The 17,765-nt window shown below is 68.0% G+C and carries 13 protein-coding genes; 3 read left to right on the top strand and 10 right to left on the bottom strand.

What is annotated here, in order from left to right:
* Nucleotides 1-96: 96 nt before the first annotated feature.
* From tssC to J2W22_RS11735, 4 genes are all read right to left on the bottom strand, one after another.
* A complete protein-coding gene (gene tssC / locus J2W22_RS11750) occupies nt 97-1,581 on the bottom strand; it encodes a type VI secretion system contractile sheath large subunit (RefSeq protein WP_307118441.1) in 1,485 nt (494 codons plus the stop codon).
* 17 nt (nt 1,582-1,598) lie between these two features.
* Nucleotides 1,599-2,135 (bottom strand): type VI secretion system contractile sheath small subunit, encoded by a 537-nt coding sequence (gene tssB / locus J2W22_RS11745; RefSeq protein ID WP_307118440.1) that lies wholly within the window; start codon nt 2,133-2,135, stop codon nt 1,599-1,601.
* 66 nt (nt 2,136-2,201) lie between these two features.
* Complete coding sequence (locus tag J2W22_RS11740; RefSeq protein ID WP_307119567.1) at nt 2,202-3,179, bottom strand: type VI secretion system protein TssA; 978 nt, start codon at nt 3,177-3,179, stop codon at nt 2,202-2,204.
* Between the two features lie 62 nt (nt 3,180-3,241).
* Nucleotides 3,242-3,916 carry an OmpA family protein gene (locus J2W22_RS11735; protein WP_307118439.1) on the bottom strand — a complete coding sequence of 225 codons (675 nt, stop codon included), beginning with the start codon at nt 3,914-3,916 and terminating at the stop codon, nt 3,242-3,244.
* Nucleotides 3,917-4,140: 224 nt separating this feature from the next.
* Between J2W22_RS11735 and J2W22_RS11730 the strand changes: the two genes are divergently transcribed.
* The 3 genes from J2W22_RS11730 to tagH are packed head-to-tail and all read left to right on the top strand — an operon-like array spanning nt 4,141 to nt 8,187.
* Nucleotides 4,141-6,090, top strand: coding sequence for a type VI secretion system Vgr family protein (locus tag J2W22_RS11730; RefSeq protein WP_307118438.1), 1,950 nt, complete (start codon nt 4,141-4,143; stop codon nt 6,088-6,090).
* A 10-nt stretch (nt 6,091-6,100) separates the two neighbouring features.
* Nucleotides 6,101-6,658, top strand: a complete 558-nt coding sequence (locus J2W22_RS11725; RefSeq protein WP_307118437.1) for a DUF6931 family protein — start codon at nt 6,101-6,103, stop codon at nt 6,656-6,658.
* Nucleotides 6,655-8,187, top strand: a complete 1,533-nt coding sequence (gene tagH, locus J2W22_RS11720) for a type VI secretion system-associated FHA domain protein TagH (RefSeq protein ID WP_307118436.1) — start codon at nt 6,655-6,657, stop codon at nt 8,185-8,187. Before J2W22_RS11725 ends, tagH begins: the two co-directional genes overlap by 4 nt.
* A gap of 210 nt (nt 8,188-8,397) precedes the next feature.
* On the opposite strand, the gene J2W22_RS11715 is transcribed toward tagH, so the two are convergent.
* From J2W22_RS11715 to tssK, 6 genes are read right to left on the bottom strand one after another with little or no spacing between them, the layout of a single operon-like run.
* On the bottom strand, nt 8,398-10,281 hold the full coding sequence (locus tag J2W22_RS11715; RefSeq protein WP_307118435.1) for a serine/threonine-protein kinase: 1,884 nt from the start codon (nt 10,279-10,281) through the stop codon (nt 8,398-8,400).
* Complete coding sequence (locus J2W22_RS11710) at nt 10,278-11,039, bottom strand: PP2C family protein-serine/threonine phosphatase (protein WP_307118434.1); 762 nt, start codon at nt 11,037-11,039, stop codon at nt 10,278-10,280. The genes J2W22_RS11715 and J2W22_RS11710 overlap by 4 nt, the downstream gene beginning before the upstream one ends.
* A complete protein-coding gene (gene tagF, locus J2W22_RS11705) occupies nt 11,036-11,533 on the bottom strand; it encodes a type VI secretion system-associated protein TagF (RefSeq protein ID WP_307118433.1) in 498 nt (165 codons plus the stop codon). The genes J2W22_RS11710 and tagF overlap by 4 nt, the downstream gene beginning before the upstream one ends.
* Nucleotides 11,530-15,003, bottom strand: coding sequence for a type VI secretion system membrane subunit TssM (tssM, locus tag J2W22_RS11700; RefSeq protein WP_307118432.1), 3,474 nt, complete (start codon nt 15,001-15,003; stop codon nt 11,530-11,532). Before tssM ends, tagF begins: the two co-directional genes overlap by 4 nt.
* Nucleotides 15,004-15,017: 14 nt before the next feature.
* Nucleotides 15,018-16,385, bottom strand: coding sequence for a type IVB secretion system protein IcmH/DotU (gene icmH / locus J2W22_RS11695; protein WP_307118431.1), 1,368 nt, complete (start codon nt 16,383-16,385; stop codon nt 15,018-15,020).
* Nucleotides 16,382-17,722: a type VI secretion system baseplate subunit TssK gene (gene tssK / locus J2W22_RS11690; protein WP_307118430.1), complete on the bottom strand. Its 1,341-nt coding sequence runs from the start codon at nt 17,720-17,722 to the stop codon at nt 16,382-16,384. Before tssK ends, icmH begins: the two co-directional genes overlap by 4 nt.
* Nucleotides 17,723-17,765 lie beyond the last annotated feature (43 nt).

The following is a 17,765-nucleotide window of genomic DNA, read 5'->3' as shown; positions in this document are numbered from 1 at the left end:
ACCTCCATAGATACGCGGACTTGCGTGACGTATATTTACTTGCACTATTGCAGATATGCTTCAGTACAACGCCCTAGCGACCAAATGACCTAAAGTTCAGTTGGCCCGTGGGAGTCTGGAAACCATGCTCAGAGCAATATCCATTCCTTCCAACTGATAGTGCGGAACGAACATGAACTTGCCCTTGTAGTAACCCGGATTCTCTTCGTCCGGCGTGACTTCGATCTTGGCGTCCTTCAGCGGCAGGCGCGCCTTGGTCTCCTCGCTCGACGAGCTTGGCGCGCCGTCGACATATTGGAGCACCCAGTTGTGCAGGTCGCGCTGCAGCTGGTCGGCCTCGCGATTGCCGCCAACCCAGTCGCGCACCATGCACTTCAGGTAATGCGCGAAGCGGCAGCTCGCGAAGATGTACGGCAGGCGCGCCGAGAGATTGGCGTTCGCGGTCGCGTCGACATTCTCGTAGTTCTTCGGACGGTGCAGCGTCTGCGCGCCGATGAAGGTCGCCTGGTCGGTGTTCTTGCGGTGGATCAGCGCGAGCATGCCCGCCGCCGAAAGCTCCGCCTCGCGCCGATCCGAGATCGCGATCTCGGTCGGGCACTTCTGGTCGATGCCACCCTCGTCGGTGGGGAAGGTCGCGGTCGGCAGGTCCTCGACCGTGCCGCCAGATTCCACACCGCGGATGCGCGTGCACCAGCCATAGGTGTTGAACGCCTCGGTGATCCGGGTGCCCATCGCATAGGCGGCATTCAGCCACAGATGCTGGTCGTGCGCGCCCTCGGTCTCTTCCTCGAAGTCGAACTCGTCGACCGGCTCGGTCTTCGCGCCATAGACGGGACGGCCAAGGAAGCGCGGCATGGTCAGCGCCATGTAGCGCGCGTCTTCCGAATTCCGGAACGAGCGCCACGCCATATATTCCTGCGCGTCGAACAGCTTGCCCAGGTCGCGCGGATTGGCGAGCTCGGTCCAGCTCTCCATGCCGAACAGCGGCGGCGCCGCGGCGGCGATGAACGGCGCATGCGCTGCCGCGCCGATCTTGGCGAGACCCTTCATCACTTCCAGGTTCGGCGCGGTGTGGTCGAAATAATAGTCGCAGACGAACGCGCCGTACGGCTGGCCGCCGAGCTGGCCGAACTCGCTCTCGTACACCTTCTTGAACAGCGGACTCTGGTCCCAGGCAGCATCGCGATACTGGCGGAACATCTTGCGACATTCCTCCTTCGAGATGTTCATGACCCGGATCTTCATGTCCTTACCGGTCGAGGTGTTCATCACCATGTAGTGGAGGCCGCGCCACGCGCTCTCGAGCGCCTGGAACTCCTCCTGGTGGATGATCTGGTTGACCTGCTCGGTCAGCTTGCGGTCGATCGCCGCGCGCATCGCATCGACCGTCGCATAGACGTCGTCGCCGATGATCGCCGCGTCCTGCAGCGCCTGCTGCGCCAGCGTCTGCACCGCTTCCTCGATCCGGTTCTTGCGGATGTCGTCGGCGGGCTTGAACTCCTTCTGAAGGAGCGCCGAGAATTCGTCGAACTGGACGGCCTCGGCCTGGGGCTGCGCCTGCTGAAGTGCCTCTTGCGCCATATCGCCTATCTTCCCTTTCAAGCCTGCTCGACCGGAGCCGCGCTCGCGGTCTCGTCATTCGCTGCCGCCTTGGCCGAGCTGAGGGCCGAGAGCAGCGCAGGGTCCTTGAGCACCTTTTCGAGCAGGTCCTGCGCGCCTTCCTTGCCGTCCATGTAGATCAGCAGGTCCTGGAGCTGCTGGCGCGCCTCGAGCAGCTGGGCGAGCGCCGGCACGTTCTTGACCACCTCGCCGGGGGTGAAGTCGTTGACCGACTTGAAGGTCAGGTCGACGCCGAACTTGCCCTCGCCGGTCAGCGTGTTCTGCACGGTGAAGGCCGCGCGCGGCGCGATCGCCTCCATGCGCTCGTCGAAATTGTCCATGTCGAACTCGACGAAGTCGCGCTTCGACAGGTCCTTCTTCTCGACATGGCTCTTGCCCGAAAGGTCGGAGAGCACGCCCATCACGAAGGGCAGTTCGATCTTCTGCCGCGAGCCGTAGGTCTCGACCTCGTACTCGATATGGACGCGCGGCGCCCGGTTCTCCTTGATGAAACGCTGTCCACTCTTTGCAACCATCGGATCCGCCTTTCGTCGCCCCTTTCGGGCATCATCCAAAAAAGTCAGGGATTTGAGGGATCTATTTCAGTATCCGGAGCTTTCTTCCTCCGGACGCGCAAGCAATACGGAACCCGCCTCGTGCATGCCGCCCGGTGCGATGTCCCGTAGAATTGCGAGGAAATCCATGTTGATCCACCCCCTTACTCGACGCAGTGCAACGGGTATCGGGCTGGTTGGTTCCCTGCGTGCATAATATTCAACGATTGCGTCGAGCGCACGCGCAACATCTTCGCGCGATTCCACGCGCCCGAAGCTTTTCTGCGGGGCAGATATAGTTTCCGATTCGTTTCCAGAATCGACGCCTTCGGCCGAGGCTTCCTCCTCTGGATTTGCCGAATAAGGCGTTATCCAACGCAGCATGTTATCGATAACTTGATAGGCCGACCGGAAGTCGGTGCCGGTATCGCCCTCGGCATGCGCCATCAGCGCCTGGTCCGCCCGCTCGATCGCCGATCGCATCGCGCGCAGCGAAACCATCGTGCCGGCGAGCGCATCGGCCGGCAGCTCGCTCACCGCGTGGCGGAACATGCCGAACCCGTCGGCGCCCTCGCCTTCATTCTCGAACCGCTCGAGATCCTCGGCGCTGTAGTCGCCCAGCCGGGCATGTTCGATCAGCGCGATCCGCTTGAGCGGCCCGAGGAAGGTACCGATCCGGGTGAGCGATTCGCACGGCGCCTTGCGGCCCTGCAGCCCATATTCCTCGAGCGAGGGATGGAGCACGTCCCAATAGGATTCGAGCAGCCCGGCCAGCATCTCGCAGCCGGTGACGACCACATCGAGCCGCCCCATCCGCGCGCCGGCGCGGGCGAGATAGACAGCCAGCCACAGGTCCTTGGTACGCTGGCTCTGCGCCTCGATCTTCGAGACGATCTCGCGCCAGTCGACGCCCGACGGCTCCTCCTCGAACGCCTGCTCGATCTGCTGGCGCTCGGGATCGTCATACAGGTCGAGCCCGCCCGGAGACTCCTCCGAGACGGGCGCGAGCAACTCGCCAATGGGCATCAACACCTGCGCATTCCCGACAAATCCCTCTCCTTCGAAATCAAACGAAAGCCGCCACGGGATCAGGAAATCAGCTTGGCCTCCACACGACGGTTATGCGGGTCGTCGGCGCGACGACCGGGGAGCGGAATGCTCGGCCCGAAGCCGCGGATCTCGACGCGAGACCGCTCGACGCCCTGGCTGGAGAGATAGGCCGCCACCGCCTCGGCACGGCGGCGCGACAGCTCCATGTTGAACGGCACGCCGCCCAGCGAATCGGTATGCCCCTCGATCAGGAAGCGCTTGTCGCGCAGCTCGGGCATCAGCAGCGAGCGCGCGAAGATCCGCGCCTTGGCCATGCCGTCGCCGGTCAGCTGCGCGGAATTGAGCTCGAAGCCGATCATCAGGTCGGCGCGTGGCCCTTCGGACACGCGCGAAGCGGGGGTGTAGCTCGGATAACCGCCACCGCCGCGACGCGGCGCGGGTGCGGCCGCACGCGGAGCGCGATAGTCGCTGCTGGCGGCACGGACGGCAGGCCTGGCGGCCGCGGCAGGCGCACCGGGCCGCGCGATCCGGAACCCCTTGGTCGCCGGCGCGGCCCGAGTCGGCTGCTCAGCCTCCGGGACCTTGCCGCACTTGCCGGCAAAGGTGCAGAGATATCCCTCGACGCTAGGCTCGGCCTGTTGCTGCGCAGCCGCGGGCGGAACGCCCACAAGCAACGCAGTGCCGGCAATCGTCGACAGGTACGCAATACGCATGCACGTCCTCGCTGGCTTCCCACCCCCGGAGAACGCACCAAGTCTAAAATGGGTCCGTAACGTTCGCAAGCCGGCTTAACGACGGGCCGTTACGATAGAACGGTCGAAATGAAAGTGGAACGGTTTGTCGCGCCGACTTGAACCGTTTCGCTCCCCAAGCGTAAGAGCATCGGGCAAGAGTAAGGTCGGAGGCCGCGTTGTCAGGCACGTCAAGACTTTCCGAAATGACGATCGATTTGGGGGACGAGCAGGTAGAGCTCGAACGAATCGACTCCATGGAGACCCTTAGTTCTCCTTTCACCATAACCGTCGACATATTCTCGCCATTAGAGGTCGACATTCAGCCACATTTGGGGAAACCCTGCGGCCTGAAGGTGAGCGAGGACGGCGAGCTGCGCCGCCACTTCCACGGGCTGGTGATCTCGGGCGAATATATCGACGAATCGCCGACCGGGCATCGCTACCGGCTGGTGCTCAAGCCGTGGAGCTTCTTCCTGGCGCAGGGCCGGTCGATGGCGATCTTCCAGGACCTGACCGCGCAGGACATCATCAAGCAGGTGTTCCAGAATGCCGGCATCTCGGATTTCGAATTCAAGCTCTCCGGCACCCCGCGCCCGCGCACCTATTGCGTCCAGTATCAGGAAAGCGACTTCGCCTTCGCCTCGCGGCTGATGGAGGAGGAAGGCTGGTATTATTTCTTCCGCCACGGCGCCGACAGCCATGTGATGGTGATCTGTGACGCGCCATCGTCGCACGTCGCCGGCACTCCGCCGAGCATCACCTATGCGCCCAATTCGGTCTCGGTCTTCTCGGCAGACTCCGCCGAGCGCGCCAGCCAGGGCAAGTTCTACCTGCAGAGCTGGCACGAGCGGGTGAGCACCCAGGCGGGCTCGAAGGTGACGGTGCGCGACTGGGATTTCCGCGCGCCGAACCGCTTCGTCGAGGCCAAGTCGGAGAGCGAGGGCCAGCACGAGCGCGACGATCGCGAGATCTATGTCTATCCGGGCCGCTTCTACCATGAGTCGATCGATCCCGGCTCGATCGAGACGCATGGCGGGGAGCGCAGCGAGACGATGCTGGCCGGCGCGCGGGCGCAGCGGCGGGTGTTCACCGGTTCCTCCCAATCGGCGGGCCTGTCGACCGGCTTCAAGGTCAGCGTGACCAACCACCATGTCGTCCGGATGAACGGCGACTATCTGATCACCTCGGCCTATCACAGCATCGTCGCCGAGAGCTATCGCAGCGGCCAGAGCGCGCGCGAGACCTCGTTCAACGTGCGGTTCGAGGCGATCCCGGCGGAGACGCGCTTCCACCCGGCGCAATCGACGCCGCGCCCGGTGGTGCAGGGGCTGGAGACCGGCATCGTCGCCGGCCCGGCGGGCGAGGAAATCTACACCGACAAGTACGGCCGGGTGAAGGTCCGCTTCCACTGGGACCGCGGGCCGACGCCGGGCGAGTCCGCGACCTGCTGGATCCGCGTCTCGCAGACCGGCGGCCTGGGCAACCTCATCCTGCCGCGCGTCGGGCACGAGGTGCTGGTCGATTTCCTCGGTGGCGATCCCGATCGCCCGGTGGTGGTCGGCCGCGTGTTCAACGCCAACCACATGCCGATCTACGACCTGCCGGGGAACAAGACCCGGGCGCTGTGGCGCACCAAGCGCTATGGCGAGACCGGCGACTATCCCAACGCCCAGCCGCTCGACAGTGGCGCGCCGGGCGCCAACGAGATCCGCTTCGAGGACAAGGGCGGCGCCGAGGAAATCTACGTCCATGCCGAGCGCGACATGAACACGCGCATCCGCCTGGCCGAGACGCACCATGTCGGCCAGGACCAGACGGTCAATGTCGGGCACGACCGCACCCGCGGCGTGGTCAACGACGAGACGGTCGAGATCGGCAACAACCAGAACCTGACCATCGTCGCCCAGCGCCATTCCAAGGTCGGCAAGGACGACATCATCGACGTCACCCAGTCGTTCAAGCTGACCGCCAACACCAGCATCGTGCTCCAGGTCGGCAATTCGAAGATCGAGATGAAGCCGGGATCGATCTCGATGACCTCGCCGGTGATCGAAGTGAACGGCAACAGCTCGGTGACGATGAATTCGCCCGAGACCGCGGTCGACGGCAAGGGAACGCTGACGCTCACCGGGGGTTTGGTGAAGATCAACTAGGGGGCCGTTCATGGAGCCGTGGCGTAGCGTGCATCTCACTCGGGCACGCCAGGTCGGGGAATTGATGGAGTTGCGCGGCGCGGAGCTTCCTGCGCCGGACGTCCCCGTGCGCGCGCACTACGCTGCGTTGCGCGCAGCCGATCCCGCAGAGGCCGTCGCCTATATCGGCCATGCCCTGCCCCGGCGCGAGGCGATCCACTGGGCAGCCGGGCTGATCGACCCCGCCGCCGCCACGCCCTCGTCCCCCGAACGCACCGCGATCGAACGCGCGCGGCTGTGGCTGAAGGACCCCGACGACTCCAGGCGGCGCGAGGCCTATGCCGCCGCCCAGTCCGCCGACCGCGAGGCACCCGAGCGGACGCTGGCGACGGCGATCTTCTACAGCGGCGGCTCGATCGCGCCCGAGGGCGTCGCACCCGTCCAGCCCGCCCCCGGCCTCGCCAACCGGCTGGCGGTTGTCGCGGTCGTCCAGGCGGCCTGGCGCAGCACCGATCCCAAGACCTTCTTCGCCCAGGCGCTCGAACGTGCCGAGGCGATCGCCGAGCACGGGATCCAGCCCCGGCAATGACCCTCCGCCTCGCCATCGCCAATCTCGGCCGCCCGACGCTCGACAATGGCGTGCCCGCGGAGATCATGCTGAACGAGCGCGGCGCGCTGATCGGCCGCTCGCCCAATTGCGACTGGTGCCTGCCCGATCCGCGCAACCATATCTCGTCGCGCCACTGCGAGATCCGCTACCAGGATGGCGCCTATCTGCTCAGCGACCTGAGCATGAACGGCACCTTCGTGAACGGCCGTCCCGAACGCCTGACCCAGCCGCACCGCTTGGTGGATGGCGACATGCTGACGATCGGCGGATACGAGGTCCGCGCGACGCTGGGCGCCGCAGCCCCCGTGCATGCCCATGCGACCTCGCAATGGGATGGCTGGGGCAACGCTCCCCCCGCCCCGGCACCGCTCCCGGCAGAACCGGTGTCGAACCGCCCCGCCACCGGCTGGGACCCGCCGCCTTCCCCGGGCAATTGGGGTGCCGCGCCGATCCCTTCGGCGCCGAGCGACAATGACAGCTGGGGTCCGCGCTCCGACAATGCGCAAGGCTGGGCACCCGCCCCGCCCGTACCCGAGGCCCCTGTGGCTTCGGCCTGGCATACGCCTGCGCCCAGCGCCCAACCGGCCTCGGGCTGGTCGAGCGCGGCACCGGACCGCCCGCCCGCGCCGGCGCCCGACGACATCTGGGGCCGGCTTGCCGAAGGCAATGTCGTCGACTGGGCGCGTGGCGGTTTCGGCCAGCCGATCCAGGAGAATGGCGACCCGCTCGGCATCCGTCCGGTCGGCACCGAACAGGCGCTTGGCGTTGCCCCTGCCCGGCCCTTCGGCGCGCGCGACATCCCCGCCCCCACGCCGATCGGCGCGCCGGTGGCAGAGCAACATTTCGCCATGCCTGCGGCCCGTCCCACCGGGTCCAATGGCGCCGCCCAGCCGGCCCCGCCGGTGGCCCCGCCGCCTGCACCGGATTATGCGCTGATCGAGGCATTCCTGCGCGCCGCGGGGGTCGAAGGCAGCGTCAAGCAGCGCAATCCCGCCTTGCTCGACCGCGCCGGGCAAGTCCTGCACCGGCTGGTCGCCGGGCTGGTGGTGATGCTCGAGGCGCGGGCGCGGGCCAAGTCACAGATGGGCGCGGAATCGACCGCCTTCGAAGTCGACGGCAACAACCCGATCAAGTTCGCGCGCACGCCCGAAGAGGCGATCGCCGCGCTGCTCAACCCGCCGGCACGCGGCTTCCAGGATGCCGGGCCGGCGATCGAGAACGCATTCTTCGACCTGCAATCGCACCAGATCGCGACGCTGCGCGCGATGCAGGGCGCGCTGCGGGCAACGCTCGACCGCTTCTCGCCGACCGCGATCCGCCAGCGGGCTGAGAGCCGCGGGCTGCTCGCCAGGATCCTGCCCGGCGCGCGCGATGCTGCCTTGTGGCAGGCCTATGAGAAGGAGTTCGGCGGGGTCGCGCAGGGATCGGACGAGGCGTTCATGGACGTCTTCGCCAAGGAATTCCGCCGCGCCTATGAGGAGCAGTCGCGGGCGCAGCGGAGGGGGTAGCTCGCAGGCCGTCGTCCCCTCTCGATGAGTCCCCTCATCCGTCACCCCGGCCTTGTGCCGGGGTCCACCGGGAGGCACGTCATGGACAAGGGGTTCTAAGTTCAATCTTGGAGGCTTGGTGGACCCCGGCACGAGGCCGGGGTGACGAAGAGGAGAGTGCGGCGCATAATCGTATAGCGCCTGAAGCGGGCCAGCACCCGCGCAGCAACGCTACTCCGTCACCTCGTCCACCACCTTGAACCACACCATCTGCGTCTGCCAGCCATTCGCAGCCGCCTGGGAGACGAACTTGTTCGTCCATTCCGGCCCGCGCCCGCCGAGCGGCGGGGCGATCAGGGCCTGGTCGAACGGGCCCTTGCCGCTGATCATCAGCACGCCCGACCAGCCGGGATGGTTGACGTCGAGCTGGATCTGGAAGCGGTCGCCGCCGCGATCGGTGACCATCCGGGTCTGGCCGGCGAGCTTCTTCAGCCCCTCGCGGCCCAGCACACCGGTGCCCGGGCCGGAGAATTCCGGGTCGATTACGCCCGAGGGCTCGAGGCCGATCAGCGCGATATCGTCCTTGGGATTGGCGATGGCGATCTGCAGGACGACATTGGCCGCCTTCTCGCCGGGATAGCCGCTGAGCGTGGGATCGGCCGGCTGCATGCGCATCTCGAACTTGCGCTGGGGGACGCTGAGCTGGTGCGAGTCCGGGGCGCGGACCTGGCGATAGGTGTCGAGCGCGGCGCAGCCCGACTGGGTGATCTGGGCGACTTCGCTGAAATCGATGCTCGCCCCTTCGATCTTGCGCTGGGCAAGTACCTGGGAAATCTCGTTTTGCGAGGCCGACGGGTTGCCCGCCACCCCCGTCAGACGCGCGACCGGGCCGGGCTTGCCGGGGGCAACCTCGACGATCTGGAGCCAGGTGCAGCCAACCGAAGGCAGCGCCGCGTCGATGGCCGAGCGGGCGAGCTGGACCGGGTCGTTCGAGGCCGCCGGGGCAGTCTCGGTCTTCGAGGGCGCCGGGCCGCGCGGGGTCAGCATCAGGCCGCCGCCGGCCAGCACCACCGCCAGGGCACCGACACCCCCGCCGATCAGCCACCAGCGCTTCGGGTCGGTTTTTGTAGGGGTTACGGCCTCGATCTTCGCCACCTCGGCCAGCACCGCTTCCATCGACTGGAGGCGCTCGGCCGGGTTCGGGGCGAGCATCCTGGCCAGCACACCGCGCAGAGGCTCCTCGACGGCACTCAGGTCCGGCCCGGCACGGCGCTTGTCGACCGCATCGACCAGCGAGCCGCCCATCTTCACGTCGCCGCGCTGGGCCAGGGCCAGGATCACCAGGGCAAGGCTGTAGACATCGGTCCAGGGGCCGATCGCGCGGCCGAAGTCGCCGAGCTGCTCGGGGGCAACATAGTTGAGCTTGCCCGCGAACCCCTCGCCGACGATGGTCGCGGTGCCCGGGTCCATCTCCTTTGCGATCCCGAAGTCTATTATCTTTGCGCGGTCGAGCCTACCGTCCTCGAGCAGGATATTGTCCGGCGCGATGTCCCGGTGGATCGCGCCAAGGCGGTGCGCGGTGTCGAGGCCGGCGGCTAGGCGCTTGAGCAATGCGAGCAGTTCGGACGAATCCGGTCCCAACTGGCGCATTTCGAGCGATAAGTTTGCACCGTCGATAAATTCGGTGACGATGTAGAGCACGCCGAGCTGCGGCTCCTCGGCGAGGACGATGTAGTGGACCAGCGCATCGTGCCGCAGCCGGCGCAGGGTCTGCGCCTCGCGCCGGAACATCGAGACGACGTTGGGGTCCTTGGCGAGCGCGGGGAGCATCACCTTGATCGCGACGCGCTCGTCGGTGTTGATGTTCACCCCCTCGAACACCTCGCCCATCCCGCCCCGGGCGATGAAGCGCTTCACTTCGAACAGATGGTTGAGGACGTCGCCGACCCGGATCGTCGTCCCCTCGCCGCGCGGCGCGAAACCGGTTCCGCCGGGCTGGAACGCCGTCGCAGGCTCGGCCGGCACGCCCGGCTGGAACTCGGTCGCCGGTTCCGGCGCCGGCTCGGGCGTGGACGGCACGAACACCGTCTTGGGATCGTCCTTGGGGTCGCTCATCGCGCCAACCCGGTAGCGGCAAAGCTTAGCTGGGTTGTTTCGCTGACCCCGATGATCACCGCGGTGACATTGTCCGGCGCGCCGCGTTCGAGCGTCAGCGCGATCAGCCAGTCGAGCGCCTCGCGGTGGCCATGCCCGTCCAGCGCCTCGGCAATCTCGGCATCGGAGACGCGGTTGGTCAGCCCGTCGCTGCACAGCAGGAACACGTCCCCGGGCTGGGCCTGGTCGACGATGACGTCGACCTCCACCTCGGCCTGCGCACCCACGGCGCGAGCGAGGACGTGCGACATCGGGTGGCCGGCGGCTTCCTCGGGGCGGATCAGCCCGCGATCGACCATCGCCTGGACCTGGCTGTGGTCGCGGGTGAGCTGGTGGAGCACGCCGTCGCGCAGCACATAGCCGCGGCTGTCCCCCACCCAGAACAAGGCGAAGGCGCTGCCATTGAAGTGGAGCGCGACGAAGGTCGAGCCCATCTGGATGCCGCGCTGTGCCGCCTCGCCATGGATATGGGCATTGGCGGCGTGGATCATGTCGGCGATCGCGGTGCAGGCCTGGTCGAAGTCCCTCGGCAGCACCAGCGCACCCGCCGCGTCGGTGAGCGCCGCCGAGGCCCATTCGCCCTTGTCATGCCCGCCCATGCCGTCCGCAACCGCCCAGAAGGCAAGTTCCGGGCGGACGGCATAGCTATCCTCGTTATTGGTCCGCACCCGGCCGACATGGGTGCCGCCGACACTGTCGAGACGCAGCTGCGCGCTCATGCATTCACCTCGGAAATCAACATCTTCGCGAGCAGCCCCTCGGGCCGGTCGCCTTCGCAGGAAGCGGGCATGAAACCCTCTCCGCCCAGCGTCCACCAGCGCGGCGCCGAAGTGCCGGATTCGGCGGCCGGATCGAGACTGCCAACTTCTGCGGCCAGGCGATCCGCATCCCAGCCTTCGCCGAATGTGCGATAGACGAAGTCCTCGATCTGCCCGGCGGCGCTTTCGCCTGCTCCCGCGAGCGCGAGATAGAGCGGAAAGCGCCGCCCCACCCCGTCGACCGAGGCGACCAGCACGCCCGCCCCGTCCGGCCCGGCGAAGCGCCAGGGCGGTGCGCGGTCGTAGCGGTCCTCGAAATCAACGCCGAGCGCCTCGCGGGCGGCGAGCATCTCGGCCGACAGCCAGGCATCGAGCGCCTCGCGCTCCGCCGCACCGAGCCCGCGCGCGACGAAATCACCATGCGCCGGCAGCTTGCCGAACAGGCGCGCGCTCATAGCGACGCCGGGCAGCGAAACGACCAGAGGTCGCCGCGGCTGAACGGGTTGCGCTGGCTGGGCAGCTGGATCGCCAGCGTGGCGCTGCCGGAGCCTTCGCCGAAGGTCGCGCGGATCGCCTGGGCGCCGGCATTCTCCATCTGCGCCTGGCCCATCAGCCGGAATAGCGCCCAGGGGCCCTCGGCCTCGAAGCGGCGCAGCTCCTTGCCATCGGCCTGGTAGAGCACGACCGAGGCTTCGGGCAGGCCGCCCGAGACCGACCAGAGCAAGGGCTTGGGCAGGTTGCTGGTCGCGTCGAACTTGTAGGTCGAGCCGCCGTTCGAGACTTCGACCGCAGTGACCCCGGGGCCGAACCTGGCCATCGACACCTTGATCGGCAGCCCGCCGGCGAGCAGATCGCGAATCTGCGCCGCCTTGGCCAGCTGTTCGGGGCTGCCGGGATCGAGCGTGCGCGCGATCGGATCGTCCTGCTTCCAGCGCCAGACCGGGCCGCTGGTGTCGATCAGCGGCTTCAGCCGCTGCTGGACGAAGCCATCGAGCGTGCCGCCCATGCCGAACACGCGGAGCACATCAACCGCCGGGGCATCCTTGGCCGCGGCGGCCCCGAAAAAAGGGAAATGCTCCTGCGCGACCTCCTGGCACGCCGGGAGGACAACCTGGGCATAGGCTTCGGAGACGGCGCCCTTGGCCGCGCTGATCTGCGCCGCCGATCCGCCGCCGGCCGCGGCGTTGACGAAGCCCTGGAGCTGGGGCGGCGCGCCGGCTGCGGCTGCCTTCACCGAGGCCATGGCGGTGGCCATCTGCGCCTGGGTGGCGTCCGATCCGCCGCCGCCGCCGACCGACTGGGCGGCGATCACCGCCTGCCCCGCCTGCTTCACCGCCGCGACGAACTCGTCGATCGGGGCCGATCCCTTGCCGTCGCCGACATAGTCGTGGAGCGGCTGGAAATAGGCGGTGATCTCCTCGCCCGCGTCGAGCCCCGCGGCCCGGCCATTGGTGGCGTCTCCGGCATAGCGGCCGAAGCGCGAGCGGTTGATCCGGTCCTGCACGATCCGCTTGCCGACCGCCTGAGCGCCGCCGGCGAAGATGGTGTTCTTGCGCAACTCGAGCAGCACGCGCTTGATCGGCGACGGGCTCTTGGTCATCGCGCCGAACGCAGAGGCATCGCGGAAATAGTCCGCGGGCTGCATCGCGGCGATCACGCCTTCCCAGGCGGCGATATAATCCTTGGCATAAAGGCCGGCGACGCCGGGGCGGATGTTGCTCATCTCGTCGCGCACGCCGCCGGTATCGGCATCGCCGCCGAGCACCCAGAGATCGCGCTTCAAGTCTTCCTGCACGGTGGCGAGGCCGAGCGTGTAGCTCTTCTCGAACCCGTCGCGGGTGAAGAAATGGGGCACGCGGGTGGACAGGACCTTCTCGCGATCGGCGAAGGCGATGGCGTCGCCCTGCGACAGGATGTTGGCGGCTTCCCAATCGGCGCCGGCGGTGGCGGCCTTCTGCTTCATCACCGCATAGGCGCGGTCGGCGAGCGAGAGCGTGCCGATCGCCGCGCGGGCGCTGGCGACCAGCGCACCGTCAAGCGGCGGCTTGCGATCGGCCCAGACGCCGGCGAGGTTCCTGTCCTCGAGCAGCGCGTCGAGATGGCGGGCAAGCTGGCCGCGCTCGGCATTGCTGTCCGAACCCGGATAGACTTCGGTCGCCCAATCGGTGGTGATCCAGCGTTTGACCGTCTTCGCGTCCATCGGGCCCTGCTGGCCGAGCATGAGATAGACCTTGAGCGGCTCGTACAGCGCCATCGCGTCGCCGCCATGGCCGCGCATATATTGCTCCAGCCGCAGCATCAGCCGGGGCAGCATCACCCGGCGCAGCGCCTCGCGATAGGTCTCCTCGGCCTGGCTGCTGAGCCCGCTTTCGTAGAGGCCGAAGGTCATCATCAGCGGCGGGCCGCCCTTCTGGCGATCGGCATAGCCGCGCGGCAGGCTGCGCAGCGCGTTGAGGCCGGGCAGCGCGGCGCGCAGGTCGCCGTCGCTCTCGCGGACCTGTTGCAGGTCGATTCCGGCCTCGCGGAACTGGCCGCGCGCGGCCTCGGTCTTCGCCAGCAGGTCGTTCTGGAAGCCGCGATTATTGGCGAAGCTGACGCCCCAGGCGGTGAAGGTGAGCAGCACCACCGCCGTGATCGCGGTGAGCCCGGCGACCAGCCGGGCGCGCTGGCGGCGGCGGGCGGCGGGGTCCATCGTCACCAGCCCGGCCTCGCCGAACATCACATCGCCGAGCAGCCGGTTGAGGAAATAGGCGCGGCCCGAGCTGCCGCTGCCCTGGGCCGGTTGGGCGGGGCGATCATAGATGTCGGCCATGCCCGCCAGGATGCGGTCGAGCGGCGCGCCCTGCTGGACGCCGCTGGTGAGGTAGAAGCCCCGGAGCTGGCCGCTCGGCTCGTCGCCGCTGGTGAAGGCGCCTTCGAGGAAGCGGGCGACCCGGGCGCGCAGCGACCCGAGCTGGGCGGGGAAGCCGAGCAACAGCGCGCGGCGCAGCGGATCGACTTCGTCGAACAAGCGCTTGGCCTGACGGTCCGCCACCGCCTGAGCGACTTCGTCGAATGCGGTGGCGACGTCATCGGCGGACGGGCGGCCGCGCGGCTGATCGAAGCTGTGGCCGAGCACGGCGCGGCGGCCCTCGACGTCGAGATCGTCGAAGAACTCGGTGAAGCCGGCGAGCAGGTCCGCCTTGGTCAACAGGACATAGATCGGCGCGGCGACTTCGAGCGTCTTGCGCACCTCGACCAGCCGGCGGCGGACGGCGGCGGCATGCGCGTCGATCTTGGCGCAATCGCTGGCTAGCAGCTCGTCCACGCCGATCGCGACGATCACGCCGTTGACCGGCTGGAGCGGGCGGTTCTTCTTGAGCAGCGCCAGGAAGGAGGTCCAGCCGCGGCTGTCGACCTGATAGTCCGAATCCTGGGTGGTGTAGCGACCGGCGGTGTCGACCATCACTGCTTCGTCGGCGAACCAGAAATCGAGATTGCGGGTGCCGCCGACGCCCTTCATCGCGGTGTCACCGAAGGGGAAGCGCAGGCCCGAGTTGAGCAGCGCGGTGGTCTTGCCGGCGCCGGGCGGGCCGATGATGACGTACCAGGGGCGCGTGTAGAGATAGTTGCGCTGTTTGCCCGAGGCCGATTTGAGCTGGGCGACGGCCTCACGCATCCGTGCCCCAAGCGCCTTGCTCTCCTCGCCGGCCGGATCGGGCGCGGCGAGCTCGGCGGCGATCGCATCCGCGGCGCGCTTGTGGCGGCGGTGGCGGAGATACGCGAACAGGCCCCAGATCGCGGCGACCAGCACGACGCAGAGGATCCGCACCCACAGGGGCCGCAGGAACTTGACGAAGATCGGCAGGCCGAGCGCGAGCAGCAGCGCGACGATCAGCGCGCAGGCGATGGTGACGAACCACCAGTTCTTGAAGAGACGACGCATCCGCTCTGCTCCGCTCAATAACGCCGCGGCACGATGATCTCGACGCGCCGGTTCTTCGATTTGCCTGCCGCCGTGTCGTTCGACGCGATCGGCACGGTTTCGCCGAGCCCCTTGGTGGTGACGCGGTTCGGGTCGCTGAGCGACGCGCGGATGATCGTGCCGACCGTCTCGGCGCGCGCCTGGGACAGCGCCATGTTGTCGGGGAAGCTCAGGGTCGCGACCCGGTCGCTATCGGCATGGCCCTCGATCGTGACCGCGCCCTTCTCCTTCTCGATCGCATCGCCGATCCGCTTGAACAGCGTCTCGCGGCCGGATTCGAGCTGGTCCGAGCCGGACTGGAAGAGCTGGCCGACGGTGGTGCGGACGCGGACGGTCTGGGCGTCTTCCTCGACGGTGACGAGATGCTCGCGGATCTCGGGCTCGAGGAACTTGCGCAGGCCGGCGGCCTGGGCGCTGCCGGTGGCGGGCAGCGCGGCGGCGGGGCGCGACAGGGTCAGCGGCGCGCCGGGGGAAACCGAGGCCAGCGCGGAGGACGGCGCCTCGCCGCTCGACATCAGGATCAGGCGCAGGATGATGAAAACGAGTAGCAATAGCGCCGCGGCGCCGGCGGCGGCGAGCGCGATCAGGTTCCACAGGCCCAGTCGCTTCAGGGGTGCCGCGACACCGCGCCAGTGCGGCACCAGCTCGGTCTGCGACAGCGAGCGCGTATGGGTGAGCGCGCCCTGGAGCTTGGCCATGATCTCGTGCAGGCGGCGCTTGCCGTCGGGCATCACCCGGAAGCGGCCCTCGAACCCGGCGGCGAGGCAGGCATGGTAGAGCTCGATGATGTCGAGATTGTCCGCGGGCGCGCGCAGCATGTCGTCGGTGAGCTGCCAGAAGCGGTCGCCGCCGATATTCTCCTGGAAGAACTGGACGACCATCGAGCGGCGCGCCCATTCGGCGCCGTCGGTGCCGATATTGGGCAGGTTCTGGGCGATGTCGTCGATCGTCGCGCAGACGGCGTACTTCGCGCGCTGGCGGGTCTCTTCGGAATAATGCGGGGCGATCGCGCGCTCGAAGGTGGCGATCAGCTGGGTCGCCTCGCGGTGGAACTGTGGCATCGGCGCGCGGACGCGGCCCGAGCGGATACCGGCGGCGAGCGCGAGCACCGGCGCCGCCTCGGTGAGCATGACGTTGCGGACGGCGCGGGGTTTCGCGGGCCGGGGCACGTCGTCCTCGGCGAGGCGCGAGGGATCGAGGCGGACGCCTGCCTGCTGGCCCTGGCCGGTGCGCGAGAGCGGCGGGGCGGGATCATAGCCGCCCTGCCCCTCATTGCCGCGCAGCCCCTGTAGCGGCGAGGGGCGGAAGACGGTGCGGTTGCCGTCACCCGGATCGTTACTCATCGGCCGGACCTCTTCACGCACCACAATTCGAGCTTGAGCTGCGGCCAGTCACCGGCGACGTGCAGGCCGAGCGCGGGCGCGGTGGTGACGTCGCGCCAGTCGGCAGCGCCGCGGTCGAGCTCGAAATAGACGAAGCCGGGCAGCACGCGGATCTGGGGCGGCGGCGTGGGGGTGTGGCGCAGCGGCACGCCGGGCAGCGCGCTGTCGACGATCTGCCGCATCTTGCCGATCGCGCCGATCTTGGCGACCGAGGGGAACAGCCCGCGTATCTCCTCGAGCGGCGCCGAGGCGGCGACGGCGAGGTAGAAATAGCCGTTCTGGAACAGATTGTGATCGGTGATCTTCGACACGTACGCGCCCGGCCCGGCATTATCGAGCGGGAGCTGGATCGCCGAACGGTCGAACACCGCCGCGAGCATCGACTGGAGCAGGTCGAGCACCGGATCGAAGCAGGTCTGCGGATGCTCGTGATCGTAGCGCGGCAAGGGCGGCGGCTTGCGCTCGGGGCGGATCATCGTGGCGATCTCGCCGGCCATGGCGACGAAATTCTCGTAGAGCCGCTCGGGGTGGAGCATCGGCAGCCGCTCGGCATGCTGGAGCACGGGCACCCAGCGGTTGAGCGACTGGAGGAGGAGGAAGCTACCGAAGGTCTCGGCACCGCCATCGGTCGCCTCGACCGCGCGGATCGCCAGCTCCTCGGCGCGCTGCTCGGCGCGGCCGAGGATGTCGGTCACCGCGCCGCGCAGGCGCTGCGAGGCGTTCTTGTCGAGCGTCGGCGGGATGAAGCGATCGTCGAACATGACGCGCTTGTTGTGCACCTCGCGCACCCGCGCGACGCCTAGCGTCACCCGGCCATAGATCTGGTCGCGCAGGATGCCGTAGCGCAGGTTCGCCCGGCCATAATCGATGCCCTCGGTCGTGCGGTCGTCCGAAAAGGCGTCGGCGGTCTCGCGCTCGTCGACCAGGAAGCGCGCGTCGAGCGCATTGGTCTCGGCATCGCGGAACTCGGTGACGCCGTCCTGGTGCGCGGGGAGCGTCAGGAAGATCACCGAATCGCGCGCCTCGGCCGGCACGTCGAGCGGCTCGGGGGGCGGCATGTCGTCGGGGATGGCGAAGGGCGTGCCGTCGGGCAGCACGCCGGTGGCGCGGACCACGCCGAACTTGCCGAGGCTCGCCAGATCCTCGTCGATCACCAGCTCGGTGAAGCCCCAGGGCCAGGGGCAGACGCTGTTGACCCGGGCGCGGACCAGCGCGTCGATATAGCGGTCCTGCGCCTGGAAATGCTGCGGCCGCAGGAACATGCCCTCACGCCAGGCGACGCGGTTATTACCGGCCATATCCCACTCCTTCGAGCAGAGGGCTTTGTTTAAGCACAGCTTC

The sequence above is a fragment of the Sphingomonas kyeonggiensis genome, assembly GCF_030812785.1.
GTDB lineage: Bacteria > Pseudomonadota > Alphaproteobacteria > Sphingomonadales > Sphingomonadaceae > Sphingomonas > Sphingomonas kyeonggiensis_B.
This window is presented reverse-complemented; position numbering and strand designations above follow the sequence as displayed.